Annotated in this window: 14 protein-coding genes; 9 read left to right on the top strand and 5 right to left on the bottom strand. The window is 48.4% G+C overall.

The window, feature by feature from the left end:
* Positions 1 to 102: 102 nt before the first annotated feature.
* On the bottom strand, positions 103 to 759 hold the full coding sequence (locus AC2YIT_RS03580; RefSeq protein WP_430842370.1) for a C40 family peptidase: 657 nt from the start codon (positions 757 to 759) through the stop codon (positions 103 to 105).
* Positions 760 to 984: 225 nt separating this feature from the next.
* On the opposite strand from AC2YIT_RS03580, the gene AC2YIT_RS03575 reads away from it, so the two are divergent.
* The 8 genes from AC2YIT_RS03575 (at position 985) to AC2YIT_RS03540 (ending at position 7,984) form a co-directional block, all read left to right on the top strand.
* Positions 985 to 1,596, top strand: a complete 612-nt coding sequence (locus AC2YIT_RS03575) for a fumarylacetoacetate hydrolase family protein (RefSeq protein ID WP_487278247.1) — start codon at positions 985 to 987, stop codon at positions 1,594 to 1,596.
* A gap of 53 nt (positions 1,597 to 1,649) precedes the next feature.
* On the top strand, positions 1,650 to 3,608 hold the full coding sequence (locus tag AC2YIT_RS03570) for a M23 family metallopeptidase (protein WP_487278246.1): 1,959 nt from the start codon (positions 1,650 to 1,652) through the stop codon (positions 3,606 to 3,608).
* 3 nt (positions 3,609 to 3,611) lie between these two features.
* Positions 3,612 to 4,070 (top strand): thioredoxin-dependent thiol peroxidase, encoded by a 459-nt coding sequence (bcp, locus tag AC2YIT_RS03565; RefSeq protein WP_487278245.1) that lies wholly within the window; start codon positions 3,612 to 3,614, stop codon positions 4,068 to 4,070.
* Positions 4,071 to 4,175: 105 nt separating this feature from the next.
* Entirely contained in the window at positions 4,176 to 5,033 is an 858-nt protein-coding gene (locus AC2YIT_RS03560) for a transketolase (protein WP_223400246.1), read from the top strand.
* Positions 5,034 to 5,086: 53 nt separating this feature from the next.
* Positions 5,087 to 6,040 (top strand): transketolase family protein, encoded by a 954-nt coding sequence (locus tag AC2YIT_RS03555; RefSeq protein WP_430842378.1) that lies wholly within the window; start codon positions 5,087 to 5,089, stop codon positions 6,038 to 6,040.
* A gap of 423 nt (positions 6,041 to 6,463) precedes the next feature.
* Positions 6,464 to 7,006: an RNA polymerase sigma factor gene (locus AC2YIT_RS03550; RefSeq protein ID WP_487278244.1), complete on the top strand. Its 543-nt coding sequence runs from the start codon at positions 6,464 to 6,466 to the stop codon at positions 7,004 to 7,006.
* A 54-nt stretch (positions 7,007 to 7,060) separates the two neighbouring features.
* Positions 7,061 to 7,501, top strand: a complete 441-nt coding sequence (locus AC2YIT_RS03545; protein WP_430842380.1) for a hypothetical protein — start codon at positions 7,061 to 7,063, stop codon at positions 7,499 to 7,501.
* Positions 7,502 to 7,519: 18 nt separating this feature from the next.
* The gene (locus AC2YIT_RS03540; protein ID WP_487278243.1) at positions 7,520 to 7,984 is read left to right on the top strand and encodes a hypothetical protein; all 465 of its coding nucleotides are present in this window, start codon (positions 7,520 to 7,522) and stop codon (positions 7,982 to 7,984) included.
* A gap of 81 nt (positions 7,985 to 8,065) precedes the next feature.
* On the opposite strand, the gene AC2YIT_RS03535 is transcribed toward AC2YIT_RS03540, so the two are convergent.
* The 4 genes from AC2YIT_RS03535 to hisB all read right to left on the bottom strand — a co-directional run bounded on the left by AC2YIT_RS03535 (position 8,066) and on the right by hisB (position 12,219).
* Entirely contained in the window at positions 8,066 to 9,643 is a 1,578-nt protein-coding gene (locus tag AC2YIT_RS03535; protein ID WP_487278242.1) for a SulP family inorganic anion transporter, read from the bottom strand.
* Positions 9,644 to 9,698: 55 nt separating this feature from the next.
* The gene (gene can, locus AC2YIT_RS03530) at positions 9,699 to 10,346 is read right to left on the bottom strand and encodes a carbonate dehydratase (protein WP_487278241.1); all 648 of its coding nucleotides are present in this window, start codon (positions 10,344 to 10,346) and stop codon (positions 9,699 to 9,701) included.
* A gap of 115 nt (positions 10,347 to 10,461) precedes the next feature.
* Entirely contained in the window at positions 10,462 to 10,761 is a 300-nt protein-coding gene (locus AC2YIT_RS03525; RefSeq protein WP_430842388.1) for a hypothetical protein, read from the bottom strand.
* 333 nt (positions 10,762 to 11,094) lie between these two features.
* Positions 11,095 to 12,219 (bottom strand): bifunctional histidinol-phosphatase/imidazoleglycerol-phosphate dehydratase HisB, encoded by a 1,125-nt coding sequence (gene hisB / locus AC2YIT_RS03520; protein WP_430842390.1) that lies wholly within the window; start codon positions 12,217 to 12,219, stop codon positions 11,095 to 11,097.
* Between the two features lie 145 nt (positions 12,220 to 12,364).
* On the opposite strand from hisB, the gene AC2YIT_RS03515 reads away from it, so the two are divergent.
* Complete coding sequence (locus AC2YIT_RS03515) at positions 12,365 to 12,958, top strand: riboflavin synthase (protein ID WP_487278240.1); 594 nt, start codon at positions 12,365 to 12,367, stop codon at positions 12,956 to 12,958.
* Positions 12,959 to 13,006: the final 48 nt, after the last annotated feature.

Raw genomic sequence — 13,006 nt, 5'->3', positions numbered from 1 at the left:
GGAGTTACGACTACAAATTTCGAAAAGGACAACCGGATTCCGCACTACCCCTACGATAGTTGTTTATTTTAATCAGTAAAGATTCGTAAGCGGTTAGTACGCTTAGAAAGGACGCATGGCTTTCACGAAACGCCCTTTGAAATAGGTCGAAAACAGATTGTCTTCGCGTACACCGCGGGATGTTGAAGCGTGGATGAATATGATCTCGTCACGCCCGCGTACGTCCGTAACAATGCCGGCGTGTGACACATACCCTTCCTTGCCTGCCTCGGGTACGAAAAACAACCAGTCGCCAGGCTTGATTTCTTCCACACTGCCCACTTCCTGGCCGAACTCCGACTGCTGCCATGAAATGCGGGGGACTTTCACGCCCATTTCGGAATAGACCTGGCAAATGAGGCCGGAACAGTCGATGCCTTGTTTATCATTGCCGCCGGAGCGGTAAGGCGTGCCGGTGTAGGTCCGGGCGATTTGCACCACCTGCGGGACGTTCTCGGTGTTGGCGTCACCAGGGCGGGAGTAAGTCGTAGCTGTCCGCGCGGGCGCGGGTTTGCTGCTGGACGGTCTTCTCACAGGCGCCTTCGCTACGGGCTTGCGGGCAGGCGGGCGGCGGGTAGCTGACGTGCGCCCGCGGGACGAAGATCCTCGGGAAGAGGTGTTTCTTTCGGGCGTCGTCCGGAATACTTCGCAGGAAAGCAATGTGGTGATCAGGAGGATGAAAATCGTACAGGAAAGGGATTGGGAAAGGTACTTCTTCATGCGTAAGCGAAATTGGCCTGACTACTCGGTTCAAAAATAGTAATTAATGTGTTGTGTTCGTCAGCGGGACGCTGGTTAATGGCCTGCACCGACGAGACGTCGGCACCGTCGTACTATTTTAACTGCATTAGGGCCGAAAAATTGTGACAAATATTGTGAGGCCCCCGCTTTGTAAGTAGCTTTGTCCCTGACGTTCATTCCTTTTAAATTAGCATTTGACCCCTGATGAAAATTATTTGTGTAGGCCGGAATTACGCAGAGCATATCGCCGAACTGAACAACCAGACACCCGATTCCCCGGTTATATTTCTGAAACCTGAAACCGCACAGCTTCGCCCAGGCGAGGATTTTTATTATCCCGAATTTTCAAAAGACGTTCATTACGAAGTCGAACTGGTGGTGAAAATCAACCGGGCGGGGAAAAACATCGAAGAGAAATTCGCTCATAAATATTACAATGAAATAGGGATAGGGGTGGACTTTACTGCCCGGGACCTGCAATCCGAGCTGAAAGCAAAAGGGTTGCCGTGGGAGCTTGCCAAAGCATTCAATGGGTCGGCTCCGGTGTCGGACTTCGTGCCGGTTTCGGATTTTGCGGATGTCCAGGATATCAATTTCAGCCTGGATGTGAATGGCGAGATGCGCCAGAACGGGAACTCGTCGATGATGATCTACCGCATCAATTACCTGATCTCCTTTGTTTCGAAATATTTTATGCTCAAAACGGGCGATCTCATCTTTACAGGCACTCCGAAAGGCGTGGGCCCGGTAAAGATCGGCGACAAGCTGACGGCCTCGATCGAAGGCAAGAAGATGCTCGAACTGTTCGTTAAGTAAACCATACTCGTCATATCACCCGGTCGTCGTACCGACTATTCAAGCACTTTTTCATGCGTCATTATTTTCGGGCATTTGTCCGTTCAGGATTGTTTGTATTGGGGTTAGCAGGTATTGCGGGGGGAGCATTGGCTCAAAAACAATCCTATCCGAAAGGTTATTACCAGTTCCCGATTCGTCCGGGTTTACCCAACTCGCTGGCCGGTGGCCTGGGCGATTTGCGGAGCAACCACTTCCATGCGGGCCTGGATATCCGCACGCAGCAGCGCGAGGGCTTGCCTGTGTACGCGGCTGCGGAAGGTTATGTGTACAAAGTGGCGGTTCAGCGCACGGGTTATGGTAATGTAATTTATCTCCGCCACCCGAACGGGCAAACGACAGTGTATGGCCATTTGCTGAAATTCAGTGATCCTCTGGCGACATGGGTGCGGCGGGAGCAATATAAAAAGCAGACATTTGAAATAGATCTTTTTCCGGAGGCGGGGCAGTTTACCTTCAAAAAAGGGGAGGTAATTGCGTTGTCGGGGAATACGGGCGGTTCGGTCGGGCCGCATTTGCATTTCGAAGTGCGCGATTCGAAGGATAACTATCTGAACCCGCTGTATTTTGGGTTTAATGAAATCAAGGATGTTACACCTCCCAAGTTCGTAAACCTGGCGATCCGGCCGATGGACATTAACGGCCGGGTGAACGGGCAATTTGATCGCCGGGTCTATACGCCGGTGAAACTCAAAGATGGCACGTGGCGATTGACTGAGCCGGTTTCCGCGACAGGCATCGTCGGCCTTGACCTCGTTGCATTTGACCAGATGACCGGGACCGGTTTTCGCTATGGTTTGCAGTGCATTGAAATCAAAATGGACGGGCAGGAAGTGTTTTCCTATAATATTGAGGTATTTCCCAATGCTTCGACCCGTGATTATAACAACCTCATCGACTACGAAACCGAGCAGGCAACTGGCCAGCGTTTTCTGAAATGCTACGTTCCGGACGGGAATCAATTCAATTTATATAAAACGAATGCGATTAACGGCAAGCTGAATATCGCGGATACTCTGAGTCATGAGGTGAAGGTTCGTATCTCGGACTCTTACGAAAACTTTTCTGAGCTGATATTCACAATTAAAGGAGAGCCTCAGAACCCGCAGCTTCCTGTGTTTAATACGGAGGTAAACCCGGAATATGTACAAACCGAAATCCGGGAGAATACGCTCGTGGTGAAAGCGAAGTTCTACCGAAGCCAGGACCCGTTCGCGATATTTTATATTAAAGGAAAAGAAGAGAAGAAAGTCCCTAACCTGTATGCAGGTGAATCAGCGGTTTTTTTGACCGATTTAAGAAAAGAAATGCCTGATTCGGTGAAAGTGGGCACTACTACCGTAAAGACCTTCCTGCGCAGTCAGGTGCTGCCCGGTGTTGCGTCGTCATTCAAGGACGCGAAATGGTCGGTTGACCTGGATAACACCAGTCTTTTCGATACGCTGTTTTTAATGGGCCAGCGGAATTTCAATGCATTAACCATTAATAACCGCGGCACGGCATTGAACGACTACATTCACGTCACCTTCACGCCTGAAAAAGCGCCTGAGGACAAGTCGCGCACTTATGTGTACCGTTATCTGAACGGCGATTACCGATTTCTGGGCGGTAAATGGGAGGGCGACCAGATCCGTTTCGACACCCGTGAGCTGGGTACGTTTGTAATCCAGGAGGATACCGTTCCGCCGCGGGCGCGCCTGGTCGAGCATAGCAAGCACCGCATACGCGGGTATGTGGGTGATGGCATGTCGGGGATCGCGAATGCCAAGGCAATGGTGAATGGTGAATGGGTTTTGCTGAATTACGATTTTAAAAAGGGCTATATATGGTCGGAAAAACTGGATGATAGCCAGCCATTTGAAGGAGAACTCGTGTTGGAAGTGACGGATAGGGCAGGAAATAGTACTATCTTGCGAACAGAATTGGTAGACCTGGTTGTTAAACCTAAGAAAACCAGAAAACGTAGAAGATAGATTATGGGACTACAAGTCGGTGACCCCGCACCCGCATTTTCAGTAAAAGATCAGGATGGAAACCAAGTAAAGCTGTCGGATTTGAAGGGGGAGAAAGTTGTTTTGTACTTTTATCCCAAAGATAACACACCTACCTGCACCAGTCAGGCCTGCAATATCCGTGATAACTACGGAGCGCTGCTGAAAAAGGGCTACAAGGTATTCGGGGTGAGTCCCGACAGCGAAAAATCGCACCAGCGGTTTATCAAAAAATATAACCTCCCATTTCCCCTGCTGGCCGATACGGAGCATCAAATGGTAGAAGCTTACGGCGTCTGGGGAGAAAAAACAATGTTCGGGCGCACTTATATGGGCGTACTGCGCACAACTTTCGTCATCAACAAAAAAGGGATCATTGAAGAGATTATTTCCAAAGTGGAATCGTCGAAACACACTGATCAAATTCTTGGAAAAACTGAATAATAATCAGTCATTTTACCATTCCGAATAGCAGGACATTTACGCCGCCTAAATCGTCCCGCACTCGGGTAACCCGATTAAGGACAGTCCAATAGAAAATAAATGAAAATGGAAATTGAACAATTAGAAAAAGTAGCATCCCAGGTTCGCAGGGACATCGTACGAATGGTACATGGTTGTCAGTCGGGACATCCTGGCGGGTCGCTGGGTTGCACCGAATTGTTGGTAGCATTGTACTTTGAGCGTATGAAGCTTAAAGAAAACGATGGTAAGGTTGTATTCGACATGGATGGCAAGGACGAAGACCTTTTCTTCCTTTCGAACGGCCACATTTCCCCGGTATGGTACAGCGTGTTGGCGCGCAGAGGGTATTTCCCCGTATCGGAACTGGCTACTTTCCGCAAGCTGGATTCCCGTCTGCAGGGACACCCTACCACGCATGAGCACCTCGAAGGTATCCGTATCGCGTCGGGTTCGCTGGGCCAGGGATTGTCGGTAGCACTGGGCGCGGCAACAGCTAAGAAATTGAATAACGACAAAGGAATCGTATATGTACTGATGGGCGACGGCGAGCAGCAGGAAGGTCAGGTTTGGGAAGCCGCTACTTTTGCGCCGCACCACCAGGTGGATAACCTGATCGCATTCATTGACCTGAACGGCCAGCAAATCGATGGCCCGACTGTCAAGGTAATGAACAACCGTGATCTGGGTGCCAAATATGAAGCATTCGGATGGGAAGTGATCTCTATCGAAGAAGGAAACGACATGGCGGCAGTGACGAAAGGCCTGTACGAAGCCAAAGGCCGTTTGGGACATGGCAGACCGATCATGGTGTTGCTCCACACCGGCATGGGCTACGGCGTCGACTTCATGATGGGCAGCCACAAATGGCACGGTGTAGCGCCTAACGACGAGCAATTGGCGGCGGCACTGGCTCAGCTTGACGAAACTTTGGGAGATTATTAATATCCGGACCAGCACATTAATGCGTGCGGTTTCACAAAACAGACATATCCAAAATGAAAAAATACACCTTCACTGAGAAGAAAGATACGCGTTCGGGCTTTGGTGCCGGAATGCACGTGCTGGGGCAGCAAAATCCCAACGTCGTAGCGCTCTGCGCCGACCTCGTTGGTTCTTTGAAACTTGAACCGTTCATCAAAGAAAACCCTGAACGTTTTATCCAATGCGGTATTTCCGAGGCTAACATGATCGGTGTTTCCGCCGGTTTGACTATCGGAGGCAAAATCCCTTTTGCCACTACTTTCGCCAACTTCGCGACAGGCCGTGTGTACGACCAGATCCGTCAGAGCGTAGCTTATTCAGGTAAAAATGTGAAAATCTGTGCTTCGCACGCAGGTCTTACTTTGGGTGAAGACGGTGCTACCCACCAGATCCTCGAAGATATCGGTATGATGAAAATGCTTCCAGGCATGACCGTTATCAACCCTTGCGATTACAACCAGACCAAAGCGGCTACCATCGCGATTGCCGACCATGACGGACCAGTTTATCTGCGTTTTGGTCGTCCGGTAATCCCTGTTTTCACCGATGCCGACCAGAAATTCGAAATCGGTAAGGCATGGATGGTAAACGAAGGTACCGACGTGAGTATCATCGCTACCGGGCACATGGTATGGGAAGCGATTCAGGCTGGCGAAATCCTTGAAGCGGAGGGTATTAATGCGGAGATCATCAATATTCACACCATTAAGCCGCTGGATGAAGAAGCGATCCTGAAATCGGTTGAGAAAACAGGTTGCGTGGTGACAGCTGAGGAGCACAACCGCATTGGTGGTTTGGGTGACAGCGTGGCGCAGGTTTTGGTTAAAAACAAACTCGTTCCGCAGGAATACGTAGCTGTAAACGACAGCTTCGGAGAAAGCGGTACGCCAGCGCAATTGCTCCAAAAATACGGTCTCGACGCGAAACACATCGTTGAAGCCGCCAAACGCGCGATCGCAAGAAAATAACATTCTGCATTGTCATTGTGCCGGATCGCATCGTGTCATCCTGCAAAAAATGCATCGCTTTTCTCGTCGACTCAAGTCGACGGAATCGGATTAAAAAGCATGTTGCGTTATTGAGTGCCGAATGTCATCAAGACATCTCACAAGAGAATGCATCGCCTTGCCGTCGACTTAAGTCGACGGGAATTGATTAGAGAATAGATAAGATTGATCAAATCTGAATATTCATCAAATCAGATTAATCAATAGATTAGATTGAATTGAGCTCTGGGAGTGCAAAATGCCATTTTTGCATTCTCAGAGCTCTTTTATTTGTCCTGCACAAAAAAATAAACTATTATTGATCGGCGTTGACTTCGGGCCCCGGTACAATTATTGGTCACGCGGATTTCCCCTGTAAAAAACGATCAGGTTAATACTGATTAAATGTCCGACGAAGAATTACTATCCCTATTTGAAAATCCCGAAACGCGAAGAAACGCTTTCAATCAGCTGGTGCGGAAGTACCAGCAAAAAGTATATTGGCTGGTAAGGAAGATGGTGGTGGATCATGATGATGCCAATGACATTACCCAGGATGTTTTTATCAAAGCATGGAGCGCGCTCGAGAACTTCCGCGGCGACGCCAAGCTGTACACCTGGCTGTACCGCATTGCGAGCAACGAAGCCATTAACTTTCTCAATAAAAAACGGCGAAAATATTTTATCCCGATTTACGACGTAGAGAATGAGCTGAGCGAAAAACTGGAAGCCGACCCCGATGTGAGCGGCGATGCCGTTCAGTTGAAATTGCAGAAGGCATTATTAAAATTACCAGAAAAGCAGCGTTTGGTATTTAACCTGAAATATTTTGAAGATTTACCCTACGAAGAGATTTCGGAAATCACCGGAACGTCAGTAGGAGCGTTAAAAGCCTCATATCATTGGGCTTCCAAAAAAATTGAGGATTTTTTGAACGATACAGATTAAACTATTTGGATTCACATTAGTCAAACCTTCACAAGACAGGAAATATAAATAATCATGGACAAAAAACGTATACGGCTGGATGATCTGAAGAGGGAAACTCCCTTTTCCGTGCCGGAAGGTTATTTTGACAAGCTGCCGCAAATGATTCAGGGGCGGATCCCCGCGGAGCCCGTCCGTAAACCCCTCGTTAGCTGGTCGTGGCAACGCTCCCTCGGATTGGCGGCAGCGTCAGCATTGATTCTCGTACTCGTGTGGGTGACGGTACCAGAACGCCAGGGATCGCTGGGCCAGGAGCCTTTGAGCGATATCAGTAACGCCTCTATCATCAGTTACCTGGAAGACCAGGACATCAGTTATTACGATTTAAGCGAGCACAAGGTGGTCCAGAAAGCATTCGAATCCGATTCGACCGTGCTGAATTACCTGGACGGCCTGGAAGACGATATTCTTCGCCAGCAGTTGGAGGAAGCTATGGTTGGCCAAGAGAAGATTTGACCCTAACGAACAATCGAAATGAACTTACAAATTGAATTGAAACGGTATCGGAACACTTTTGCTCTTTTACTCCTATTCATCGGGGTTGCGTCTACGGCGGCCCAGGCCCAGCGCCGTTCTGAAGAAGAAATAAAGAAGATCCAGGACGCCAAGGTGGCGATCATTACCAACCGCCTGAACCTGACGCCGGAGCAATCCACCGGTTTCTGGCCGATGTATAATGAGTACTCGCAAAAGAGGCGTGAAATACACCGTTCGCAACGAAAAATTATTAATGACAAAAAAGCTGAAGGCCAAAACGACGAATCGGTGCTGAATAACCTCAAAGAGGTACAGGAACTCCGCCAAAAGGAGCTAGACCTCGAAAAGGAATACCAAAACAGGTTTTTGAAAGTAATTACAGCCAGTCAGGTGATCGAATTGTATAAAGCTGAACGTACATTCAACGACATGCTGATCCAGCGGTTGAAGCAAAAGAATTAAGTTAATCTGCTTGTCAACTTATTACAAACAGAAAGGCCCGCTTCCGTAGGGAGGCGGGCCTTCATTATGAAACAGGTTATGCTAATGAGCTCCCACAGCTTCCACTTCGCCGATACCACGTGTTTCCACGATAATATTGCGCAGCGGCGCCTGGTGTTTTTTGAAGTCCTGAATGATTTCGAGAACGTCGTAGTCGATATTCATTGATTTGGAGCCGTCGATCACCACGGTAGCGCCATCAGGCAGATTATCCAGCGTGGCGCTGATGCTTCCCTTGTTGAGGAACGTGACTTCCTCAGAGAGCAAAAGCGTAATCACATCGCCGTCGCGGTGCTCCTCTTTGATATAGTGGTAAGAATGTTTGTGGTTCTTTTTCAGGATGAAATAGATCGCCACTACCATTCCTATTCCGATACCTTTAAGCAAATCGGTGCTCAGAATTGCGATAATCGTCACTACAAATGGAATGAATTGTTCCAGACCAAGCTTGTACATTCCTTTAAACAGTTCAAATTTGGCCAGTTTATAACCGACCATCAGCAATATTGCCGCCAACGATGCGAGTGGGATGTAGTTGAGGTATTTTGCAATAAAAACTGCCGAAATAAGGAGGATCGTACCGTGAATGATGGTACTCAGTCTCGTTCTGCCACCCGAATCGATGTTGGCGGAGCTGCGGACGATTACCTGCGTTACCGGCAACCCGCCCAGCAAGCCTGAAACCATGTTACCTGTACCTTGTGCGATCAACTCGCGGTTGGTAGGCGTGGTACGCTTGAATGGGTCGAGGCGGTCGGTCGCTTCCACGGAAAGCAGCGTCTCAAGGCTCGCAACGATAGCCAACGTCAATGCCACGGTGTAAACCTCAGGCTTGCTGAATGCGGAGAAATCAGGTGTTTTAAAGAAACTAAAAAACTCCTGCGCACTCGAAGCAACCGGAAGCTGCACCATATGCTCGCCGCTCAGTACCCATTGCGGTGCTACCGAACCAAATACGAGGTTCAGGATCACCCCTGTCATGACGACGAATAAAGCACCCGGAATATACCGAAAAAGCTGAATGCGCTTCATGAACGGCTTATCGAACAGGATCAGCATCGCGAGCGAAATTGCTGAAATGATGATTGCTCCCGTGCTGTTATATCTGAATGAATACCAAACCTCCGTGAAGGTATTGCGGCCGTCCTTCTGTGCAAAGGCTTCGTCGCCCATGAAATCGGCGTCGTAGCCGAATGCGTGCGGTATCTCCTTTAAAATAAGCGTAATACCAATGGCTGCAAGCATTCCCTTGATCACCGACGAAGGGAAATAGTAACCGATAATACCGGCTTTGAGGAAACCGGCGATTATTTGCAGAGCACCCGCAAGCACTACCGCAAGCAAAAATGCCTCGAAGCTCCCCAGAGTATCGAGCGCGTTGAGTACAATCACAACCAGACCCGCTGCCGGACCTGCCACACCCAGGGAGGAGCCGCTCAGCGAGCCTACTACGATTCCGCCTACAATACCGGCAATAACACCCGAAAAAAGAAGATCGGAGCGCCCGGTCGAGGCTAGCGCAATACCGAGGCATAACGGCAGCGCTACCAGGGATACGACAAGCCCGGCAGGTAAATCGTATTTGATATTGGCGAACAAACTTTTATTATTCAATGACATACGATTGATTCAATAAGGATCAAAAATTGGACTACTCGGAATGCAGAACCGCTAGTCAGACAAGCTGCGGTATTTCGAGACGGTATACGTCGTCGGCAAAGTTGCTGGCATCGATGGTTACGTCCAGATCTTTCAGAATGCCATTGCTGATATCGTACACCATGCCGTGCAATTGCAGCCTTTTACCATTCGCCCAGGCGGTTTGTACGATGGTTGTTTTGGCAAGGTCGCGTACTTGCTCCTGTACGTTGACCTCAACGAAACGATCGGCCCGTTCTTTCGGGTCTTCAATGGCATTCAGTTCCTGTGCGTGCAGGCGGTACACGTCTTTGATGTGGCGCAACCAGTTGTCGATCAGACCTACCTGCTTGTTGCCCATTGCGGTGATAACCCCGCCGCAGCCGTAATGACCGCATACGAGGATATGCTCCACGCCGAGTACGTTCACCGAATAGTCGAGTACGCTGAGCATGCTGATGTCCGTGTGGATCACCATGTTGGCGATGTTACGGTGCACGAAAATGTCGCCGGGCTGGGTGCCGGTAAGCTGGTTGGCGGGTACGCGGCTGTCGGAGCAACCAATCCATAGGAATTTCGGGGATTGTCCTTTCGCCAGGTTGGAGAAGAAATCAGGATTTTCCTTAGTTGTTTCTTCTGCCCACTTCTTATTGTTTTCAAATAACTGATTATAAGCCCTTATCATGATTTCTTGATTGGAATAATGGAATGAATAATACGAGGAACATGCCCGTAGAGACGCGGAAATACAACATCACGTCGCGATGGCAATGAACCCTAAAAAGTTTGGATGAAAGAAATCAGATTAACTCCGGAGGCGGAGAGAGCAGATTGCGGTAAATCTCGTTATCGAAATTCGCAGTATAGAAGAATGAGCTTTTGACCGGGATAAGTGTCACCGAACGGTCAAAATGGACGTTATGTGAAGTCAGGACCTGGTCGTCGTTCAGCTTTTCGACCTCTGTTTTTTCCTCGTTGTCGCAGGTTCCTGAATCACAAACCACAGATGCCTTTTCCTTGGCCAGCAGCAGACTGGCAACATCTGTGGCTTTACAGATGAGAAAGGCCGTAAGCAGTATGAGACAAAGTGTTCTGAACACGGGAAAATAGTTTTTTGAGAACCAAAATAACACTTAATGCCACTAAAACGTTCAGTATGGCACTTTTTAGTGTAATCTGGGAATGAATTTTTGTTAGAGCTCGGATTAAAATGAACAAAAAAAGGGTCGTATTAACAACCCTTATTTATTCGCTTTCCATTGCCTTTCATTGTTCTCCAACCAACGCCCAACCAGGAACGCTGAGGTCAGTAGAACTACATAAAACGCAATCATAACAATGGTCATCATCATAGTTGTACTCGATTATAATGCAATGTAGGATGAGCAAAAATAGCTAAAAAATGCTATATAGACTCGCTGTTCAACAAAAAATTAAAGTACCCCTTTGGTCGAAGGCATGAAATCCAGCGCTTTAAGGTCGCGTTTTACCGCCATTTTGATCGCCTTGGCAAATGCTTTGAAAATCGACTCGATCTTGTGGTGCTCATTGTCGCCTTCCACTTTGATATTCAGGTTCGATAGTGAAGTATCTGAAAATGACTTGAAGAAGTGGAAAAACATCTCCGTCGGCATCTCCCCGATTTTTTCTCTTTTGAACTCGGCATCCCAAACGATCCATGGGCGGCCGGAGAAATCGATCGCTACCTGTGCCAATGCTTCGTCCATTGGTAAAAGGAAGCCATAGCGGCTGATTCCGCGTTTGTCACCAATCGCCTGACGGTAAGCTTCGCCCAATGCGAGCGCAGTATCTTCAATGGTATGGTGCTCATCGATGTGCAAGTCGCCTTCTACGTGGATCGACAAATCGGCGCCTGAATGGCGGGCAAGCTGGTCGAGCATGTGGTCGAAAAAGCCGAGGCCTGTATGAATGTCGGAACGGCCGCTTCCGTCTAGGTTCAGCTCCACCTTGATCTGTGTTTCCTTTGTATTTCTTTCCACAAATGCTTTGCGGGAAGGCAGTTTCAAATGCTCGTAAATAGCGTCCCAGTCGCTGGTAACCAATGCGGTGGTTTCGTTCATCTGGTCGGTAATACCTTCTTCCGGCAGTTCCGAACGGAAAAGGATGGCTTTCGCGCCCAGGTTCACGGCCAGTTGCACGTCGGTCAGTCGATCCCCTATCACGTAGCTGTTGGCCAGATCATATTCATTTGAGAAATAAGCAGTGAGCATTCCGATGCCCGGTTTACGGGTAGGAAGATTATCTTCCGGAAAGCTGCGGTCGATATGCACATTCGCGAAACGGACGTCTTCACCTTCCAGGGTTTTGACCATCTTGTTCTGAGCGGGCCAGAAAGTGTTTTCGGGGAAAGAGTCGGTGCCCAGGCCGTCCTGGTTGGTCACCATGACCAGCTCATAGTCGGTTTCATCCGCGATTTTGCGTAATGCAGAAATGGCTTTGGGTAGGAATTCGAGCTTTTCCAGGGAATCTACCTGAAAATCGGTAGGAGGCTCAACAATGATCGTACCGTCGCGATCGATAAATAGGACTTTTTTCATTAAAGCAATGCTTATTTTCCCGCAAAGTTCGCAAAGAAAGCCTAATTGAAAAGCAGTTGGGCACGAATAATGGTACGCGCGGGAATTTTGTGCGGTAGGAGAGCAGTTAGGAAATTGTAACTTTGCATTATAATCCGATATTAAAATGTTCACAGGAATCGTAGAAGCCATCGCGGAAGTGGTGAATGTCGACACGGAAGGGACTAACAAAACTTTCACTTTCCGATCAGACATTGCCAATGAGTTTAAAATAGATCAGAGCGTAAGTCATAACGGGGTTTGCCTCACGGTGGTGGCAACGGACGGCGACCAATACAAAGTAACCGCCATCGAAGAAACACTTTTGAAGACCAATCTGGGTAACCTCACGCCGGGCAGCAAAGTAAACCTTGAACGCTGTATGCCTGCCAACGGCCGTTTCGACGGTCATATCGTACAGGGGCACGTGGACCAGACTGCGACGTGTACGCAGGTGCAGGAGCGCGACGGAAGCTGGCTGTTTGACTTTGAGTATGATGCTTCTACCGGCAATATTACTGTCGAAAAGGGATCGATTTGCATTAACGGTGTGAGTCTCACGGTTTTTAATTCCGGAGAAAATACATTCCGGGTTGCGATTATTCCTTACACCTATAACTTTACCAATTTCCATTCGTTAAAAGCGGGAGACACGGTGAACCTCGAATTTGATATTCTGGGTAAATACATCAAGAGAATTCTCGGTTCGTATGCAGTTTAGCATATTGGCATCTTGGAATATTACGTTTATTTTTACCCGTTTATAATA

This window comes from Dyadobacter sp. SRI_021, assembly GCF_057586235.1.
This window is presented reverse-complemented; position numbering and strand designations above follow the sequence as displayed.

Coding starts and splice junctions, on each gene's coding strand:
- AC2YIT_RS03580 (WP_430842370.1), bottom strand. CDS start 759: ATGAAGAAGTACCTTTCCCAATCCCTTTCCTGTACGATTTTCATCCTC.
- AC2YIT_RS03575 (WP_487278247.1), top strand. CDS start 985: ATGAAAATTATTTGTGTAGGCCGGAATTACGCAGAGCATATCGCCGAA.
- AC2YIT_RS03570 (WP_487278246.1), top strand. CDS start 1,650: ATGCGTCATTATTTTCGGGCATTTGTCCGTTCAGGATTGTTTGTATTG.
- bcp (WP_487278245.1), top strand. CDS start 3,612: ATGGGACTACAAGTCGGTGACCCCGCACCCGCATTTTCAGTAAAAGAT.
- AC2YIT_RS03560 (WP_223400246.1), top strand. CDS start 4,176: ATGGAAATTGAACAATTAGAAAAAGTAGCATCCCAGGTTCGCAGGGAC.
- AC2YIT_RS03555 (WP_430842378.1), top strand. CDS start 5,087: ATGAAAAAATACACCTTCACTGAGAAGAAAGATACGCGTTCGGGCTTT.
- AC2YIT_RS03550 (WP_487278244.1), top strand. CDS start 6,464: ATGTCCGACGAAGAATTACTATCCCTATTTGAAAATCCCGAAACGCGA.
- AC2YIT_RS03545 (WP_430842380.1), top strand. CDS start 7,061: ATGGACAAAAAACGTATACGGCTGGATGATCTGAAGAGGGAAACTCCC.
- AC2YIT_RS03540 (WP_487278243.1), top strand. CDS start 7,520: ATGAACTTACAAATTGAATTGAAACGGTATCGGAACACTTTTGCTCTT.
- AC2YIT_RS03535 (WP_487278242.1), bottom strand. CDS start 9,643: ATGTCATTGAATAATAAAAGTTTGTTCGCCAATATCAAATACGATTTA.
- can (WP_487278241.1), bottom strand. CDS start 10,346: ATGATAAGGGCTTATAATCAGTTATTTGAAAACAATAAGAAGTGGGCA.
- hisB (WP_430842390.1), bottom strand. CDS start 12,219: ATGAAAAAAGTCCTATTTATCGATCGCGACGGTACGATCATTGTTGAG.
- AC2YIT_RS03515 (WP_487278240.1), top strand. CDS start 12,365: ATGTTCACAGGAATCGTAGAAGCCATCGCGGAAGTGGTGAATGTCGAC.